This is a genomic window from Actinomyces sp. S6-Spd3, assembly GCF_000758755.1.
Lineage (GTDB): Bacteria > Actinomycetota > Actinomycetes > Actinomycetales > Actinomycetaceae > Pauljensenia.
Map to the genome: position 1 here is coordinate 67,036 of NZ_JRMV01000275.1, position 17,628 is coordinate 84,663.

Annotated in this window: 17 protein-coding genes; 10 read left to right on the forward strand and 7 right to left on the reverse strand. The window is 57.2% G+C overall.

The annotated features are described in order from the left end of the window. Positions 1 to 10 precede the first annotated feature (10 nt). Together HMPREF1627_RS04565 and HMPREF1627_RS04570 are read left to right on the forward strand one after the other, a co-directional pair. The gene (locus HMPREF1627_RS04565) at positions 11 to 661 is read left to right on the forward strand and encodes a DUF3824 domain-containing protein (RefSeq protein WP_158705813.1); all 651 of its coding nucleotides are present in this window, start codon (positions 11 to 13) and stop codon (positions 659 to 661) included. After that, positions 658 to 1,278, forward strand: coding sequence for a hypothetical protein (locus HMPREF1627_RS04570; protein ID WP_157884990.1), 621 nt, complete (start codon positions 658 to 660; stop codon positions 1,276 to 1,278). The genes HMPREF1627_RS04565 and HMPREF1627_RS04570 overlap by 4 nt, the downstream gene beginning before the upstream one ends. Before the next feature lie 224 nt (positions 1,279 to 1,502). On the opposite strand, the gene HMPREF1627_RS10490 is transcribed toward HMPREF1627_RS04570, so the two are convergent. Continuing rightward, positions 1,503 to 1,832: a hypothetical protein gene (locus HMPREF1627_RS10490; protein ID WP_157884991.1), complete on the reverse strand. Its 330-nt coding sequence runs from the start codon at positions 1,830 to 1,832 to the stop codon at positions 1,503 to 1,505. Here HMPREF1627_RS10490 and HMPREF1627_RS04580 point away from each other — a divergent pair. The 7 genes from HMPREF1627_RS04580 (at position 1,825) to HMPREF1627_RS04610 (ending at position 7,926) form a co-directional block, all read left to right on the forward strand. Then, complete coding sequence (locus HMPREF1627_RS04580; RefSeq protein WP_034501541.1) at positions 1,825 to 2,070, forward strand: hypothetical protein; 246 nt, start codon at positions 1,825 to 1,827, stop codon at positions 2,068 to 2,070. The two genes, HMPREF1627_RS10490 and HMPREF1627_RS04580, sit on opposite strands and share 8 nt — an antisense overlap. 91 nt (positions 2,071 to 2,161) lie before the next feature. Then, positions 2,162 to 3,127: a hypothetical protein gene (locus tag HMPREF1627_RS04585; RefSeq protein WP_034501542.1), complete on the forward strand. Its 966-nt coding sequence runs from the start codon at positions 2,162 to 2,164 to the stop codon at positions 3,125 to 3,127. A 663-nt stretch (positions 3,128 to 3,790) separates the two neighbouring features. Then, a complete protein-coding gene (locus tag HMPREF1627_RS10495) occupies positions 3,791 to 4,366 on the forward strand; it encodes a hypothetical protein (protein ID WP_157884992.1) in 576 nt (191 codons plus the stop codon). 142 nt (positions 4,367 to 4,508) lie between these two features. Further along, positions 4,509 to 5,231 (forward strand): ABC transporter ATP-binding protein, encoded by a 723-nt coding sequence (locus HMPREF1627_RS04595; RefSeq protein ID WP_034501544.1) that lies wholly within the window; start codon positions 4,509 to 4,511, stop codon positions 5,229 to 5,231. Positions 5,232 to 5,273: 42 nt separating this feature from the next. After that, positions 5,274 to 6,062 carry an ABC transporter permease gene (locus tag HMPREF1627_RS04600; protein WP_034501546.1) on the forward strand — a complete coding sequence of 263 codons (789 nt, stop codon included), beginning with the start codon at positions 5,274 to 5,276 and terminating at the stop codon, positions 6,060 to 6,062. 9 nt (positions 6,063 to 6,071) lie between these two features. Next, entirely contained in the window at positions 6,072 to 7,208 is a 1,137-nt protein-coding gene (locus tag HMPREF1627_RS04605; RefSeq protein ID WP_034501547.1) for a sensor histidine kinase, read from the forward strand. 52 nt (positions 7,209 to 7,260) lie between these two features. Continuing rightward, on the forward strand, positions 7,261 to 7,926 hold the full coding sequence (locus HMPREF1627_RS04610) for a response regulator transcription factor (protein ID WP_034501681.1): 666 nt from the start codon (positions 7,261 to 7,263) through the stop codon (positions 7,924 to 7,926). A 2-nt stretch (positions 7,927 to 7,928) separates the two neighbouring features. On the opposite strand, the gene HMPREF1627_RS04615 is transcribed toward HMPREF1627_RS04610, so the two are convergent. From HMPREF1627_RS04615 to HMPREF1627_RS04635, 5 genes are read right to left on the reverse strand one after another with little or no spacing between them, the layout of a single operon-like run. Further along, on the reverse strand, positions 7,929 to 9,416 hold the full coding sequence (locus HMPREF1627_RS04615; protein WP_034501548.1) for an arylsulfatase: 1,488 nt from the start codon (positions 9,414 to 9,416) through the stop codon (positions 7,929 to 7,931). A gap of 8 nt (positions 9,417 to 9,424) precedes the next feature. After that, positions 9,425 to 10,312, reverse strand: a complete 888-nt coding sequence (locus HMPREF1627_RS04620) for a carbohydrate ABC transporter permease (protein ID WP_034501549.1) — start codon at positions 10,310 to 10,312, stop codon at positions 9,425 to 9,427. Then, positions 10,309 to 11,202 (reverse strand): carbohydrate ABC transporter permease, encoded by an 894-nt coding sequence (locus tag HMPREF1627_RS04625; protein WP_234305248.1) that lies wholly within the window; start codon positions 11,200 to 11,202, stop codon positions 10,309 to 10,311. Before HMPREF1627_RS04625 ends, HMPREF1627_RS04620 begins: the two co-directional genes overlap by 4 nt. A 3-nt stretch (positions 11,203 to 11,205) precedes the next feature. Continuing rightward, positions 11,206 to 12,531 carry an ABC transporter substrate-binding protein gene (locus tag HMPREF1627_RS04630; RefSeq protein WP_034501551.1) on the reverse strand — a complete coding sequence of 442 codons (1,326 nt, stop codon included), beginning with the start codon at positions 12,529 to 12,531 and terminating at the stop codon, positions 11,206 to 11,208. Between the two features lie 27 nt (positions 12,532 to 12,558). After that, positions 12,559 to 13,563: a LacI family DNA-binding transcriptional regulator gene (locus HMPREF1627_RS04635; RefSeq protein WP_034501552.1), complete on the reverse strand. Its 1,005-nt coding sequence runs from the start codon at positions 13,561 to 13,563 to the stop codon at positions 12,559 to 12,561. Positions 13,564 to 13,716: 153 nt separating this feature from the next. Between HMPREF1627_RS04635 and HMPREF1627_RS04640 the strand changes: the two genes are divergently transcribed. Beyond that, a complete protein-coding gene (locus HMPREF1627_RS04640) occupies positions 13,717 to 13,965 on the forward strand; it encodes a hypothetical protein (protein WP_034501553.1) in 249 nt (82 codons plus the stop codon). Between the two features lie 82 nt (positions 13,966 to 14,047). Here HMPREF1627_RS04640 and ileS read toward each other — a convergent pair whose 3' ends face one another. Continuing rightward, positions 14,048 to 17,326 carry an isoleucine--tRNA ligase gene (ileS, locus tag HMPREF1627_RS04645; protein ID WP_034501554.1) on the reverse strand — a complete coding sequence of 1,093 codons (3,279 nt, stop codon included), beginning with the start codon at positions 17,324 to 17,326 and terminating at the stop codon, positions 14,048 to 14,050. Positions 17,327 to 17,628: the final 302 nt, after the last annotated feature.

Consider the following 17,628-nt stretch of genomic DNA (forward strand, 5'->3'; position numbering starts at 1 on the left):
CGAGGAACTCATGTCTGATTTCTCCCCCACCCCGGGCTACCCGGCTCCCCAAGGTAGCCCGCAGTTCCCCCAAGGAAGCGTGTATCCACCGCCTCAGGGACAATATCCCTCTCCGCAAACGCCGAACCCACTGCCGGCAACTCCAAAGCGCAGCATCAAGCTCATTGTCTGGATTTCAGTTGTCATCGCTCTTCTTGCGGTCGCAGCTTTCTTCGCCTGGCGAGCTTTAACTCCGGGAGCATCTCCGACTCCGACCCCGGTATCACCATCATCGAACGCCACTGCTTCTTCTGACACCGGAGAAAAAGTTGATGACTTCATCGGACATGATGTGGTTGCTAACTGTAGGATCGGCGTGTTAAACACCCCTCGCTTCCCCAAGTTTGAGGGAATTAGGGCGCTGACGATCAAAGAAATCGGACGCTACGGTGATGTCGGCACTCAATACATGATGACCGGCCTAGTTTCGGGATCAAACGGATCCGATGCCATAGAAACCTATCGAATGACGTGTACCGCCGTTGTGGCAGACGATCCAGCAGCGGCCGGGGTTGGCTTTGTCTTCGATACCACCAGCGTCGAGATTGAGCCCACGCCTGTGTCAACCCCCGCTGTCTCAGATAGTTCAACTCCGACGCCTGTTGTTAAGAAGACCCCATGAGTGATTTCACGCCTTACCCCGAATACCCTCAACCCCAGGGAGCACCACAGTTTCCACAAGACGGCGCTTACCCGCCGTTCCAGGGACAATACCAGCCCCAGCAATCCCCGTATCCTGCTCCTCCAAAGCCGCCAGTTAATAAAGGTCCGGTCATGATCTGGGTTGCGATTGTTGCGGTCCTGGCGTTGGTCGCTGTCTTTTTCTTGTGGCGCAGTTTCACGCCTCAGGTACCGCCGACTCCTACGCCGACGTCCGCGGCACCCGTTCCAAGCGAATCAACGACAAGCGCGTCGCACTCAGCTTCTCCAACGAAGAAAAAGACTTCTGCTAAGCCGACACCTACCCGTTTCCCCGACATCGACTACAACACGGCAATTCTCGTTGAGAAGAGCTGCACCGATGCCATTAAACAGTATGTTGACCAGAAGTACGACCGAACCGAAGTCGATGACATGTATCGGTCTGAGACTCCAAATGGAGACATGAGTTTCGATGTTTCGGTCTTCGGATATAAAGGCGATACTCAGTACCTTCTTGAGTGCAAGGTCGCTCACCCCAGGTGGAGTGAAATCTGGGCGACGGAAGAGATCACTGTGCACGAAAATCCCGTCAAATAGGAGCTTATCTAGTTACTCCCCTAGGATCTGCAAGGGGAGTAACTAGATAAGCTATGTCCGCCATCTGTAGTAGTAAAAGAGAATTATTCGATGTCTAACTTCACTCCGGCACCAGGATCCCCAAGCCCCCAACCCTACGGCGGCGGGTACACTCCCCAAGGTTCTTATCCCCAAGCTCCATATCCTCAAGGCCAGTATCAGGCACCACAGGGAGGTTTCCAGCCTCAACAAGGACCATATCCGCCTGCGCCTCGCTCATCATTCAACAAAGGCCCTCTATACGTGTGGATCGCAGTAGTTGCGGTTCTTGTACTCCTTCTTGCCTTCTTCCTGTGGAGGTCTTCGAGCACGAGCGTTTCGCCCGCGCCCACTCCGTCTATTTCTTCCCCCACACCCGTTCCCACTTCTTCCACGCCGACACCCAAGCCGACTTCTCCTTCACCCAAACCCAAGACTTCAACGACTGCGTCAAAATCTCCCACGGCAAAATCTTCCTCACCAAGCCCATCTAAAACTCGCCACGAGGGAATCGATGACAAAACTGCGATGCTCATTGAAAAATCTTGTTCGATCACTGCCAAACTGAACAGCACTCGCCCCATTAACGTCGTCTTTGTCGACGAAATTCAGATCGGCGAAACGCGTTCGAATGGTGACCAGCAATATAACGTCAAGGGCCATGCCTTCGAAGGACAAACTAAGTATGAGGCTCGCTGCACGGTCGTCCATGTAAAAGATGATGACCTGTGGAAGACAGAGGATTCATCGATTGGGACAGATCCGATTGAGTGAGGGGCATTTTTCGTTCCACGGCGAGAAGTGATCTTGCTAGGAAGGACATCGGCGCTGTCAATTTGCATCCTGCTCACAGAAAGGAGAGCGCATGTCTGATTTCACCCCAAATTCGGGAGATTCCGCTCCCCAAGGAACTCCATTTGTTCCTCAGGATGGAGAATATCGGACATCCGAGGACGAGCAGCAGCTGCCAATGCCTCCTCACGATGAGCTTCCAAGAGAAAACATCGCTAAGGGACCAATCGTTACGTGGATCGCAGCTCTCACCATTTTGGCGTTGATTGTTGTCTTCTTCATGTGGCGCAATAGTTCCACTCAGAAGGTTCAACCAGCACCGACTCCAAGCACGTCATCATCGGTTCCATTACCGTCAGCGTCTCTCCCCGACTGGATTCCACCCCATCCTATTGACGATGGCATCGATGAAGACACTATTGAGAAGGTCCAAAGTAAATGCGCCAATGCGTCACAGACATCCGGAAAGATGGACCTCCTCCTCCAGATCAAAACCAAGACGCTCAGAATTACCGATAAAAATACCGCCGGGAAGGTGAAGTACACCTACACCGCCACGGTGACGGGCTATGCCAAGGGATCCTCAGTCCAAAGCAGGTACGAAATCACCTGCCCTGTCACTTATGTCGAGGCCAGCGATACTTTCAACGTTGACGGGGCAGTCGATCTCACCCTGCTTCCCGCCGCGTCTCAATCATTCTTCCCCACCCCGACACCAACGACGAAGAACCGAGATGACGGTATCGATGAAAAGACATGGCTGATGATTACTTTCAAGTGTTCGAGTGCAGCCGCTCAGTCTCTCCGCGATGATTACCAATCCAAGGCTGTCTCTACGGATTATCTCAAGAAAACCGGAACACGCGACAACGGCGATGAAGAATACGAGGTTGACGGAACGGTACATGCAGAACGAAAGTACAAGGAAGATACCGATTTTTCGTCGGCCCTTTTCCACATGAAGTGCACAGCTACTCACGTGAAGGCAAGTGACTCATATGAGATCAAAGCCTTTGTCGACCCGAATCCGCAGCAATGAACGAGGGACGCATGCCTGATTCCACCGTGCAATCCGGATACCCGGCTGGGCAAGAAGCTTCACCGCTCCCGCAGGGTAGCAGACCGATACTACTGCATGGGCAGTATACGGAGCAGCAGACGCCTCACTCTACGCAGCTAAAACCGCGAAACCCCCAAGGTAAAGCAATTGTGTGGATTGCAGTTGCGATAGTGCTTGCACTGATTATTGGCTTCTTCCTGTGGCATTCCTCCACGCGGGGAGCCTCACCGGTTCCAACACCGGGACCAAGCTCATTGAGCGCAACTTCCTCACCGTCTTCCTCCCCTGAACAACCAGTAGGAGAATCGATTGGGAGACAAGTTGTTAGCCGGTGCAGCATGGAGATCAAGAATACTCCCGGCTTCTCACTGGTAGGCATCCGAGCACTGAACATTACGAAGCTCGGACCATATGGCTCAGCCGGCACTCAATACATGATGACCGGAATAGTCTCAGGATCCATTGGAACAGAAGCTGTGCAAACCTATGACGTGACTTGCACAGCCGTGTTGAGTAAAGAAGTCCAAAGCATCAGTTTTTCGTTTGACACGACCAACGTGAAAATTGACCCCACTCCTTTGCCGACTCCAACAATCTCGGATAGTTCTTCACCGACACCTACTCCTGTTGTCAGGATCACCCATGCCTAGTCTCATGCCTTCCGCCGACTCCCCCGTTCCTCAGGCATCTCCACATCTTCCACATGTCGAAACTTACGCTCCGCTCAAAAGATACGGCCAAGCACAACAATCTCCGCATCCAGAACCGGCAAAGTCCCCGACAAAGAAGCCTGTCATAATCTGGGTTGCACTCGTCATCATCGCGATAACCGCTGTCTTTTTCTTGTGGCGTAGCTTTCCATTTGCCCCATCACCTTCTGTGCAAGAAACATCAAGACCAACGCCCTCAAATTCTGTGGCACCGTCAGTTTCCGCGACTCAGCCTCATTACGAAAGCACTGATGCAGACGAAGAAGCGATTGTCGAGCAACAGTGCAGTCGTGCACTTAAAGAGAACCTCCAACGAAATATTAGCCTTACCTCTAAACGTTCCATCAGAAAGACCGCAGACGATAAGGGAATGGCTTACTACAGCGTGTACATGAATGTTTTCGAAGGAAACCAAAAGTACTACGCGCAGTGCAAAATAACTCACCCTCGCTGGAGCGATGTCTGGATAACAGAAGAGATCATCTTCGACGAAAAACCTCAGCCCTAGGATATTCATCCAAAGACCCGACGAGCTCTGAGCATCCCTAGTAGGCGTGTTATCCGCGCAGGAGTCCCCATGACATTTGTCATGGGGACTCCTGCATCAAAGGACACTTCTGGCCTCATTCATGGGCGCACACACTTGAACCATGAATACAGAAGCAGCCCCTGCTCTGCAGGCGACCAACATCCACCAGTCTTTCGGCCCCGTCGAGGCACTGCGAGGAGTCAACCTCACCCTGATGCCCGGCGAAATCGTTGCGATCCTCGGCGTTAACGGCGCAGGCAAGAGCACTTTCCTCGACATCGTCCTTGGCTTGGCCACACCAACTTCGGGTGAGATCAGCGTCTACGGAATAAGTCCACGTGAGGCCGTGCGCCGTTCCCTCGTCGGAGCAATGCTCCAAACTGGCTCAATGCCTCGAGACGGCAGGGTCGGCTACACCATCGATCTGGTGGCCTCAATGCACGCCAACCCGATCCCTACCGACGAGCTCCTCGAACGCACAAAACTCACTCAGTTGGCCAAACGTCCGATCGACAAGCTCTCTGGAGGCGAGCGCCAGCGTGTACGCCTCGCCCTGGCACTGGCGGGCAACCCCGACTTCCTGATCCTCGACGAGCCAACCGCGGGAATGGACGCGCTCGCCCGCCGCGCATTCTGGGAGACGATGCGTGCCGAGGCCGCAGAAGGTCGCACCCTCCTCTTCGCCACGCACTACCTCACCGAGGCCCGCAAGGATGCAGACCGCATCGTCATCATCGATGAGGGACGTGTGCTCCTCGACGCACCGACCGAGCAAGTCGTCGCCGACAACGAAGACCTTGAAGACGTTTTCGAGCGCATTACCTCCCACGCGGACGCAGAGTAAGCCTCGCCCACGAACGCAGATACACCATACGAAGAAGGCATCATGACCACCCACGCACCCGCACGAGCAACCAGTCGCCCCATCCCCTCCCCCTTCAAGGGCGCGGGGAAACTCTGGATCTCGACCTTCCTCTCTCACATCCTCAATCCGTGGAACATGGCCTTCGCACTGGCCATCCCACTGTTCATGTACGCGATGTTCGGCATGACCGAGGCCGCGCGCACTACACAGACCGGACGCGGGAACCTCGCCGCTGCCATGGTCGTCATGATGACCACCTACGGCGTCATCCTGGTGGGCGGGTCTCTTGGCGCGACGCTCTCCGTTGAACGCACGACCGGCATCTCACGCATGTATGCCCTGACCCCCATCCAGCCGTGGGTGATCCTCGTGGTACGCCTGACCGCTCTGGTGGCACTGAGCGCTTTCATCGCACTCATCTGCTTCAGCGTGGGGCTTGCGACCGGTTCGAAGATGGAGACGAGTGCCTGGATCATCAGCGGGCTCGTCGTCGTTGCTCTCTCGGCCTTGGGTGCGCTCATTGGTTTGGCTTGCGGATACACGATCAAGGGCGAGAACGCCTACAGTGCCTCCGCTTTCGTCATGCTCATGGGTGCCTTCGTGTCAGGCATGTTCATCCCACTCGACCAGCTGCCGCCCTTCGTCTCTCAGATTGCACCCTTCACTCCCCTGTACGGCGCCGTGCAAGCGGTCTATGCGGTGGCCGGAACCGTACCAATGACCACATCCGCCTGGCTCAACATCGCCGGGTGGGCGGTTATTACGGCTGGAATTGCCTGGTGGGGCGCATCCCACGACACGGCTCGCTAGGCTATTGCCATGAAGGAACGTTTAATTTCCCTGGCGTGGGCGGCCCCGTGGATGCTGTTCTTAGGCTTTCCCCTCGCCTACGCCATGGAATTGCCTTCCTCAACGCAGCGCGCGAGCATCATCGGACTGTGCGTGCTCCTCGCGCTTGCTAACTCGGCGACGTGGCTGGCCAATCCCTTGCCCGCTCGCAACTCCTTCACGAGGCCGCTCATCCTCTCCCATGGGGCACTGGCGCTCACAACGCTGGGCTATCTCGTCTACGCGATCCGCGTCGGTGTCCCCTACGCCTTCATGTTGACTTCCTTCTTCCTGGTTGCGTGGGTGTTCCAAGCACCAAGCCGCTACGTGATTGCAGGGATCGTCCCAATCGTTGCGATCGCTGGAGTATTTGCTTACGCGGAGGGTGAACCCCTGTGGGCGGGGTGTTACCTAGCGTTGGTTGGCATCTTTGTGGGCATGGCTCGCTGGCGTATGGAGCGCTCGACTCGCGAACGTCTACGCCGCCAAGATGCAATCCAGCGCGCAAAGGCAGCTGAGCGAGCCCGCATGAGCACTGACCTGCACGATATCTTGGGTCACTCGTTGATGGGCATCACGATGATTTCTGAATTGGCCGGTCGTCTTTTGGACGAGGGACACAATGAGGAAGCGCGTGAACAAATCCGTTCAGTTACTGCTCAATCAAACGAGGCCTTGGCTGACGTTCGCCGCATCGTTGCGGCCACGCGCGCACTATCCCCCTCCGAGGAACTCCAAGAGGCACGATCTTTGCTCGAGGTCGCGCGCATTGATGCCGAGATCACAAACGATGGGGAACCTGCGTCGAGACCGCGCTCGGCGGCTGCAGCCCATGTCATTCGCGAGGGAGTCACGAATGCTCTCCTTCACGCCCGCCCTTCCCTCGTCCGTATTCATTTATCTCAAGACAGCGTCAGCGTCTGGAATGACGGTTATTCTGCCGCCTACGCCGCTTCTACAGCAGGATCTGGATCAGGCCTCGTTGGGCTATCCGAGCTCGTCGGTGATGAGGGAACCTTGACCTGGGGCGCATCGGGACATACGTGGACGATTTCCCTCACTTTCCCCTCTATGCCTCTCGGCGAAGAGGAACCATCCTCCAATATGGTGAACCAGCGCAAGGAATAGCGCCCCCAACTGCGCTAACCTAGTAGCCCAGATGGCTACGCAGGAGGTGAGCGTGACAATTCGTGTGCTCGTGGCCGACGATCAGGCAATGATTCGCGGAGCTTTGGCGGGGCTGCTCAACTTGGAGCGTGACATCGAGGTAGTCGCTCAGGCCGCCGATGGAGTGCAGGCTCTTGAGGAACTGACTCGTCTAGCAACGCAAGACGCTTCGCCCGATGCAAAACCGACGAGTTCTGCACGCCCAGCCTCTCCCGCCGACGTCGCAATTGTCGACATCGAAATGCCTCACATGGACGGCATCACGACAACTGAAGCAATTCGCGCCCGTTTCCCCGGGGTACGCGTACTGATTGTCACGACATTCGGCCGGCCGGGTTACCTGCAACGCGCCCTCGATGCGGGGGCAACGGGTTTCATGGTGAAGAACGCGCCGGTCGAGGCTTTGGCCGAGGGCGTACGCACAGTCGCAGCAGGCGGTCGTGCGATTGACCAGAGTCTTGCAGTGGAGGCACTCTCAAGCGGTTCATCATCACTCACCCCGCGTGAGGCAGACGTTCTACGCGAAGTTGAGCGCGGCGGCACAATCGCCGACATTGCCCGTACGCTGGGACTCAGTCAAGGAACCGTGCGTAACCACGTCTCCTCAGCGATGCTCAAGATGGAGGCACGCACCCGCGCGGAGGCCGCATCCTTGGCGCGGGCAGCGGGTTGGCTGTAGACCTAACGTGCTTCTTCGCGAAGCGGATAGGAATGCGTCAGGACCTTCACGGCCTCGCACCCGGGAACTAAACGTCCCTCAGAGACATATCCTTCTTCGCGTCCCTGAAGCTCCGCGATCAGATAGTTTCTTCCACGAAGAAGCGCCTCGCCAACTTCACTGCTTCGCGCATCGGCGGAAAGTTTGCACAGATCGATCAATTCCTCGGGGTCTTCATCGAGGTTGAAGAGCTGTTCGACTCCCCAGCCGGAGAACCACACGTACTTGTAGGCTCCGAAACGAATCCACTGTATCGATTGGTCAAACAAGTAATGCTCCCCGTGAAGGTACTCTCTCCACGGAACTTCATCGTCGGCCTCGGCAATCAAGGGAAGGACAGAGCGGCCCTCAACTTCCTCAGGAATCTCCACACCGGCAACGTCGAGCAGGGTCGGCATCACGTCACGGATCTCAACCACACTATCTACGCGTGCACCAGGCGTAATCCCCGCACCGTACAAAATGAAGGGAACGTGCGAGGAGGCCTCGTAAGGGTAACCTTTTCGCCACAAACCGTGATCGCCCATCATATCCCCATGGTCGGAAATAAAAGCGATCACCGTATTCTCAGCAAGGCCGAACTCCCCTAGCGTCTGGATGAAGCGAGAAATCTGAGAATCGATGTGCGTCATGTGCCCGTAGTAGCCGGCGCGCGCAAGCCTCACGTCCCGCTCACGATAGTGAGCAGCGAGGGCGGTCGGATCCCAATCCCGTCTTTCCTCACTCATCAACTCATCCGACCAATTGTCCTCGCCCGGAAGAGTGAGTTCGTCCTGGTCATAACTGTCGAAAGCCCACTGAGGCGGGTCAAGCGGAGCGTGCGGACGATGGAAGGACAGGTAGAGGAAGAAGGGACAGGTGGGGTCGCGCCGGTAGAGCCATTGCGTTGCCTCGGTGACGACCCAATTCGTGGGGTGCAGTTTTTCTGCCTTATCCCAGGGACGCGCAACCATCGAATTACATTCGAGGCCATTATCGATGTAGTCCTCCGCAGCACCTGCTCCCTCTTGCTCGCGCAGCCACGTCAGGTAGTCGTCGTACATCCGGCAATCGCGCTCGCGGTGACGCGAGTAGTGAAGATAGCCGTCGTGCAAAATGACATCATCAAAGCCGATGCGACCGCGCTCAGGCCAGTAGTGCATCTTGCCGATTGCCTGAGTCTGGTACCCGGCATCGCGAAGCGCCCCGGGGAGCGTAACCGGCATATCGAAGGTAATTCCGTCCTGATAGCCGATTCGGCGGTGCGTGGTCGGGGCGGTCCCGGTCATGAGTCCCATCCGAGAAGGAATACAGGTGGGGCAAGCCGCGTAGGCCTGCGTCATCTGCGCTCCTCCCCCAGCTAGCTGATCAAGATAGGGGGTGCGCACGTCGGGGTGTCCAAGAATCGATAGGCAATCCCCCCTCCATTGATCAACGGCAATGAGGACGATATTCGGATGGTTCTCACTCACGGTAACTCCTACTTGATACCCGTCATCGCGATGCCCTGAACGATGTGCTTCTGCGTGAGGACGAAGAGCAAGCACACGGGGATAAACAGCATGAGGGATCCCATTGCCGTCAGGTTCCAAGCGGTGAAAGATTCACTCTTAAAGATTGATAGTCCAATAGTAATTGTTCGCATCTCCAGCGAGCTGGTCGCAATCAAAGGCCACAGGAATTCATTCATCTGGAAAACGAAGGTGAACAATCCCAGGACCGTCAGTGCGGGTTTGCACTGCGGGAGAACAATCGAGCGATAGATCCGCAGCTCATTGGCCCCGTCAACGCGAGCAGCCTCAATCAAAGAGTCGGGCACACCCGCAATGAACTGGCGCATGAGGAAGATCGAGAAAGCGCTCATGAGGAATGGCATAACCAGACCCTGATAGGTATCAAGCCATCCGATCTGCGAGAACCACACATAGAGCGGGATCATACGCACGAAGAGCGGGATCATCATGGTCGACAAGATCGCAATGAAGAAGACCTGTTTGCCCGGGAAATCAAACTTCGCGAAAACGTATCCGACCAGCGGGGCGAAAACGATGTGCGAGCAGGTGATCAGTCCGGCGACCAAGATCGAGTTGAAGAGGAAACGGCCAAAAGGCGCTGCTGCAAAGAGCCTCCCGATGTTCTCCCATTGCCATTTCGCAGGGATCAACACCGCTGATCCACCGGAAACTTCCGCGTCGGATTGGAAAGCCAAGGAGATCATGTACAGCAACGGGGCAACAGCGATCGCGGCGGCAATCCAAATGAAGATCAGCGAAATCAGGCGTGCTCCCGGGAAGAGTTCATCCTCAGCGATGCTCTTCTTCTTTTTAATGACTGCCGAGGCCGGGGGCGGGGTAGGTACGCACATCATAGTGCCTCTTTCCTTCGTCCCGTCCGAATCTGGATCAAGGACAAAACCATAATGACTACCAAGAAAGCGAAGCTCATGGCAGAGGCGTAGCCCAGGTTTCCACTCTGGAAGGTCTCACGATACACCTGGTAGACGTACAAGCTCGTGGCATTTCCAGGTCCGCCGTTGGTCACCAAGTACGGGAGGCCGAATTGCTGGAGCGTTGAAATCATTCCGACCAGACCGACGAACAGCGTCGTCGGGGCGAGGAGTGGAAGAGTCAAGGACCAGAAGCGCTTCCACGGGGATGCACCATCGAGGCGCGCGGCCTCGTAAATCTGAGGATCGATACCCTGCAAGCCAGCCAAGAAAAGCAGCATGAAGTAGCCGGCTTCTTGCCAGACGGTAATCCCGACAAGGGTTGCCAAGGGCGCGGTGGTCAGCCACTGCTGGGTGGGAAGGTGCAGGCTGGAGAGCACCGAATTCAAGATACCCGTCGTCGGGTCTAAGATATTGCGCCACATCAAGCCAACGATGGCCACCGAGGTCATGTAGGGGGTCAGGATCATCGTGCGCGCAAGGGTGCGCCCACGGAATTTCTGGTTGAGGATGAGAGCCAGGAGCAAGCCCACGCAGGCACCCAGAATCAGTGCGGAGGCCGCGTAGATCAGGGTGATTCCGAAGGCGTGCTGTACTTCGGGGTCACGGATGATCGAGGAATAGTTCTTCCATCCCACGGGGCGCAGCGTTGTAAAGCCGCGCGTGAAGGACAGCTGAAATTCCTGGATCAGCGGCCAGAACATAAAGAGAACGAAGTAGATGACCGCGGGGGTCAGGAAGAGATACGCGGTACGCGCTTGGCGTGCGCGCATCCCTCCCCGACGCCCCCGGCTCCGAGACGAGACGGACATGAGTTACTGCTTCAGGAGTCCAGCAACCGTGGTCTCGTAGGTCTGGACCTGAGCAGCTGGGTCCTTTCCGTTGAGGATGATCTCTTCGTACATCACCTTGCGAGCATCCGAGATCTTCGCGGCGTTCTCGTTACCCCAGAATGCCTTGTCGGGTGTCGCTGCATAGTCACGCGACTTGGCGACGACGGAGAGAATCGGATCATTCTTCACAACGTCGGAGTTCGCCCACGACTTACGCGACATTGCCATTCCGGTCTCAGCGGTGACGGCTTCTTGGACCTTGAGGCTGGTCATGTCCTTGATGAGCTGCCATGCGAGCTCTGCGTTCTGCGACTTCGAGGGGATCATCATGCCCGAGCCGGCCAGGTAGGTCTTCTGAACATCGCCCTTGAGAGGTTCACCAACGGTCAGCGGGAAGTTCGGATCTTCCTTGCGCACTGCTGAGATATCCCAGGGACCGGTGAGGATGAAGCCTGCTCGCTTGGAGGTGAAAACCTTACGCGGTGCCGCGTAGTCGTTCGAGGCGACGGGGACCGGGGCCAGCTTGTCCTTGTAGATCAGGTCGTACTGGAACTGCATGGCTTCGGTTGCCTTGGCTGCGGGAGTCATGGGCTCGTTGCCGTCCTTGGTGAAGGTGACTCCGGCCTGCATGAGGAAGGGAACGGTGTAGGAGGCGTCGTTGTTGAGTGCCAGACCGTACTCAACGCCGGATTCCTGGATCTTCTTGGAGGCTTCGCGTAGTTCTTCCCAAGTCTTGGGCATGGTCACGCCGGCCTTGTCCATCATTTCCTTGTTACCGAAGACGAGGCCGCCCATGGTCACGTGGAGAGGAATACCGTAGGTCTTACCGTCGGCCTGACGGTTTGCAAGGCCTGATTCGACGAAGTCATCGAGGAATCCGGGTTCCTTTTGGAGGAAGGGATCCAGGGACATGATGTTGCCGTCTGCACCCCAGCGAGTGGACCACCAGCCGCCGTTTTCTTCGACGAGGTCAGGGGTCTGGCCCGAGAGGAAGTCAGCGGTGAGCTTTTGCTGCAGGTCGCCCCACTGGTAGTACTGGACGTTGATCTTGACGTTGTGTTCCTTCTCGAAGGCCGCGAAGGTGTCGGTGTAGGCCTTGTAATCGCGGCCAGCCGACATGTAGATCAGGATTTCTTTACCGGTGCGATCGCCCTGGATTCCCAGCGACTGCGAGGATTCGCTCGAGGAGTCAGAGGACTGTTGTCCAACTCCACCAGGCGTTGAACACGCGGCAAGAGAAGCGGCCATGGCAAAAGCCGCGCATACCGACAGAGTGCGGCTGAGCCGCTTAGAAGAGCTGTGTCGCATCGTTGCGCTCCTTATGTTCTTTCTCGTTTAGTGCGTCGTCCCTCGGGGCATGTAGTGCCACCGAAGGGTCAGCGTTGTCGACTCCGGTTCTTCACCGCTGAGTGTGGACAGTAAAGTGACCGCGCTATCCAGGTCTCGGTTGTCGAGGCCGATTGTGGACAGTGCGGGGTGAAGGTCGCCGCCATCGACGGAGGCGCCTGTGCCGATGATTTGGAGGTCATCGGGGATTGCGATTCCGCATTGAGTTGCTGCAAGGACTGCGCCAATGGCAACTCGGTCGGAATCGCAATACACCGCATCGGGAAGGTCGTCCCGACCGGTGAAAATCGTGGTGGCGCACTGGAAAGCAGAGGGAATGCTCCCCTCCGTGTACGCCAAAACTTGAGGAGTACCCAGGTGTGAATCGCTGAGGTATTTCGTGTATGCGTGCCAGCGCGGTTCGTTTTCGAGTTCCTCGGCGCTTCGGCGCTGGGTGAGGTAGGCGATCTTCTTCGCTCCCCCTTTTTCGAGGCCACTGAGAGCCTGCGTGATCCCCGCGGTTTCGTCAATGGTTACCCCGATGTAGGAGGGGTTTGGCGGGAGGGTGCCAAAGATCATGGTGGGAATAGGCGGTGTGGGGAGCAGATCCATTAAGGCCTCGGCGCTAGTTGGATTGCAGGCGAGGCAGGCGCTGTCGTAGAGCCCGCACGACAATGCGTTGACGATCTGCTGTTCGTCACCGATGCACACCGGGATCGATACCAGGTGGAGACTTTCTTCTTCGAGGCGCGCGCTCGCGTGCAGTTGGAATCGCTCGACGAAGCGGTCCATGGGAGGGGTGTAGAAAAAGCAGATTGTCCGCGTGGCACCGGATTTCAGGGAAGAGCCAAGGATTGAACGAGTGTAGCCAAGGCTTCGAGCGGCCTCGTGAACCTTCTTTTGGGTTGCCGAAGCGAACGCGTCTGCGCGACTACCGCTGAGGATGAGTGAAGCGGTAGTCGGTGAAACTCCAGCGTTTCGTGCAACGTCGACAAGTCGGACCCGTGAGGCCATGTCGATACTGTAGCGCGTGAACTGAGGCGAGTTAAAACGTTTTCATAAAACGTTATAACTCTGTTATCTGGCACACAATGATGCCTTTCTTGCGGATAAGCTCCTTGATAGAATCACCCGTATCACAAAGACACGGCCCAAAGGAGGGCATACATGGGTATCTGGATCGGGGATGCACGCAAGTTTGACGAACTGCGCGAAGAAAATGAGCGCTTGAAGGAGCGAGTCGCACATCTCGAACGACTCTTAAAAGCCTCCGGAGAATCCATCGATTTAGCACTGAGTCCATCCGAACGCGCACTGGTGCTAGATGGACGCAAGCTTGAGGCCGTCAAGGCGTACAGAGATCGCACCGGCGTCGGCCTAAAGACAGCAAAAGAAGCTGTCGACGCGGTTGGATAAAGCACACCGCAATGATGCACAGGGGGCGGGCCGCACTAATGTGTGGCCCGCCCCCGGTCTTCGCGCTTGAAAGCACTCAGACTTAGTGCTTGGAGACGCTCACAGCCAGCTTGTCGCCGGCCTCAACCGACACAGACAATGCCAGAGTCTCGGAGGCAATCATGTCCTTCCAAGTCTCGACATCACTCACGTGATCAGCCGGAACCGTCAGCGTCAGGTCGATGCGGTCCGCAATGTGCAGGCCGGCATTCTTACGCTCATCCTGAACTGCGCGCACGACGTCACGGGCGTAGCCCTCGGCCTCGAGCTCGGGGGTCAGCTCCGTATCGAGCACGACGAAGGTACCCGACGGCAGCACGTCCGCGACCTGGCCCTCGGCCGCGTCCACGGAGGTAGACACCGAGAACATGTCACCGGTCAGCAGCACGGGAGCGCCATCAACTTCCACCGAAGCGAAACGGCATGACCCATCACCCAAGACCTCCCACTCACCGGACTTCTGAGCCTTGAACAGCTGGCTGGTGAGCTTACGGAAAGCAGGATCGAAGGCACGCGGGTTGAGCGAGAGCTCAGTGCGCACGCTCAGGCCCGACGTCTCCGGAGAAGCAAACACCACAGACTTGACGTTGACCTCGGAAGCGATGAGATCCGCGAAGGGCTCCAGCTCCTTGTAGTGCTGCGAAACAACCTGCAGGGACGCCAGGGGCTGACGCACGCGAAGCTGGTGAGTCTTACGCAGGGCGTGAGCAGCGGAGACGACGGAACGCACCTCGTCCATGGCCTCGACAAGCGCAGAGTCAGCCACGGCCTCGGAAATCACGGGGAAGTCCACCAAGTGCACGGATTCCCCACCCGTCAGGCCGCGCCAGATCTCCTCAGAAAGCAGCGGCAGCAAGGGAGCTGCCAACTCCATGAGGGTCACCAAAGCGGTGTAGAGGGCATCGAATGCAGCGTTGTCCTCATCCCAGAAACGCTGGCGCTGAGTACGCACGTACCAGTTCGTCAGAACATCCAGGTAGTCGCGGATCGCGTCGCAGGCACCAGCAACGTCATAGGCGTCCAATGCGCCGCGAGCGTCCTCAGCCAAAGAACGCGTGTGAGCGAGCAGGTAGCGGTCCATCTGAGGCAAGCCATCGACAACCGATTGATCTGAGAGGTCAAGGCGCTTGGCCTCGTAGCCCGCTCCCCCATTGCACGCGCCGGCGTACAGGGTAAAGAAGTAGTAGGTGTTCCAAATGGGCAGGAGCACCTGGCGAACCGTATCGCGGATCGACTCTTCCTTGACCATGAGGTTTCCGCCGCGCACGACCGGGCTGGACATGAGGAACCAACGCATGGCATCGGAACCATACTTGTTGAAGACCTCGGCCACGTCCGGGTAGTTACGCAGGGACTTGCTCATCTTCAGGCCGTCGTCGCCCAGAACAATACCGTGGGAGACACAGGAGCGGAAGGCCGGGCGATCAAAAAGCGCGGTCGCAAGGACGTGCAGCGTGTAGAACCAGCCGCGCGTCTGACCGATGTACTCGACAATGAAGTCGCCCGGGTAGTGGTTTTCGAACCACTCCTGGTTTTCGAAGGGGTAGTGAACCTGCGCGAAGGGCATGGATCCCGACTCAAACCAGCAGTCGAAGACGTCGGAAATACGACGCATCGTCGACTTGCCCGTCGGATCATCCGGGTTCGGGCGGGTGAGCGAATCAATGAAGGGACGGTGGAAGTCCGTGACCTTCACGCCGAAGTCGGCTTCCAGCTCTGCAACCGAGCCGTAAACATCGGTACGCGGGTACTGCGGGTCATCCGATACCCACACGGGGATCGGTGCGCCCCAGAAGCGGTTACGCGAAATCGACCAGTCGCGAGCGCCCTCCAGCCACTTGCCGAAGATGCCATCCTTGATGTGTGCAGGAGTCCAGGTGATCTCTTGATTGAGCTCCACCATGCGATCACGGATCTCGGTCACGCGTACGAACCACGAGGAGACGGCCTTGTACATGAGGGGCTTGCGGCAGCGCCAGCAGTGCGGGTAAGAGTGCACGTAGGACTTCTCGCGGACCAGCACGGCGCGAATTTCAGGCGCGCGACGGGCGATCGGGCCGCTCTGGTCACGCAGGTCGGCAACCACGTAGCGGTTTGCATCGAAGATCTGCAAGCCCTTGTAGTCAGGAACCTCAGAAGTCAAAACGCCGCCTTCATCGACGGGCAGGACCACACCGATTCCGTATTCCATGCAGGTCCACATATCGTCTTCACCGAATGCGGGAGCCTGGTGAACGAGGCCGGTACCATCCGTCGTCGTCACGTAGTCGGCAGCGATGATCGACCAACCGTTGGGGCCAGGCGCTGCGCCTTCTGCACGGTTTTCCGGAGTATCAAAGAAATCGTAGATCGGGTGGTAGTGAAGCCCCACCAGCTCCGAACCCTTGTACGAGGCCACAACCTGCGGGTCTTCGCCCAGTTCCTTGGCGTAAGCGGAAACCAGGTCTGCCGCAATCAGCACTCGCTCCCCTGCCAAGTTGCCCGCATGATCAGCAGCAACCTGAACTAGGACGTAGTCGATCTGCGGACCAACAGCGATCGCCTCGTTCGAGGGAAGGGTCCACGGCGTAGTCGTCCAGATCAACGCCAGCTCGGGACGCTCAGAGTCTTCGCGCAGTTTCTTTTCCAAGCGCAGGCCGACGGTAACGGTGTTATCAGTACGATCCTGATACACATCGTCGTCCATCTTGAGCTCGTGGTTGCTCAAAGGAGTGCGGTCATGCCAGCAGTACGGCAGAACGCGGTAGCCCTGGTAGGCAAGGCCCTTGTCGTAGAGCTGCTTGAATGCCCACAAGACCGATTCCGTGTAGGACATATCCAAGGTCTTGTAGTCGTTATCGAAGTCCACCCAACGGGCCTGACGAGTAACGTACTCTTCCCATTCCTTGGTGTAGCGAAGCACGGAGGAACGGCAGGCCGCATTGAAGGCCTCGATACCGATTCCGCCGGGACGCGTAATCTCGGTGACGTCTTCGATTCCCAGCTGACGTTGTGCTTCAAGTTCTGCGGGAAGACCATGGGTATCCCAGCCGAAACGGCGCTCAACGTGGTGTCCGAGCATCGTCTGGTAACGACCGACAACGTCCTTGATGTAGCCAGTCAGCAGGTGACCGTAGTGCGGGAGGCCGTTTGCAAAAGGCGGGCCGTCGTAGAACACGAATTCGTTCTGACCGCCCTTACCGGCGGGACGGCGAGTAATGGATTTACGGAAGGTGTCATCAGCGGCCCAGAAAGCCAGGGTCTGTCCTTCCATCTGAGGGAAGGACGGGCTTGGATCCACTTGCTCATCGCGATGGCGCGGGTAGAAGCCGTGCTTCGTCATGTTTCGTCCTTGTGTCGCAGGTCCACAGGGACGAGGATCAGCGTTGCCGATTCCCGCGGTACCACCCCGCTTGCTACGCGCTGCGTAGCCGCTCATTAACAGCTGTGACGGGCTTACCCGTTCGGTTCTACTAAGGCTTTCGCCCGTTCTTCCGAATGCTCCCCGGTGATTCCTACTGATGTAGCCGGATCAACGCCTGTCCTAGTTTACGCAAAGCACGCTCCCAAGGCACTTCTATCTCGCCTCAAGCACAAAAATGAGATCAGCATCGCGATAGAGTTAACGGTGCATGCCATCTTAAG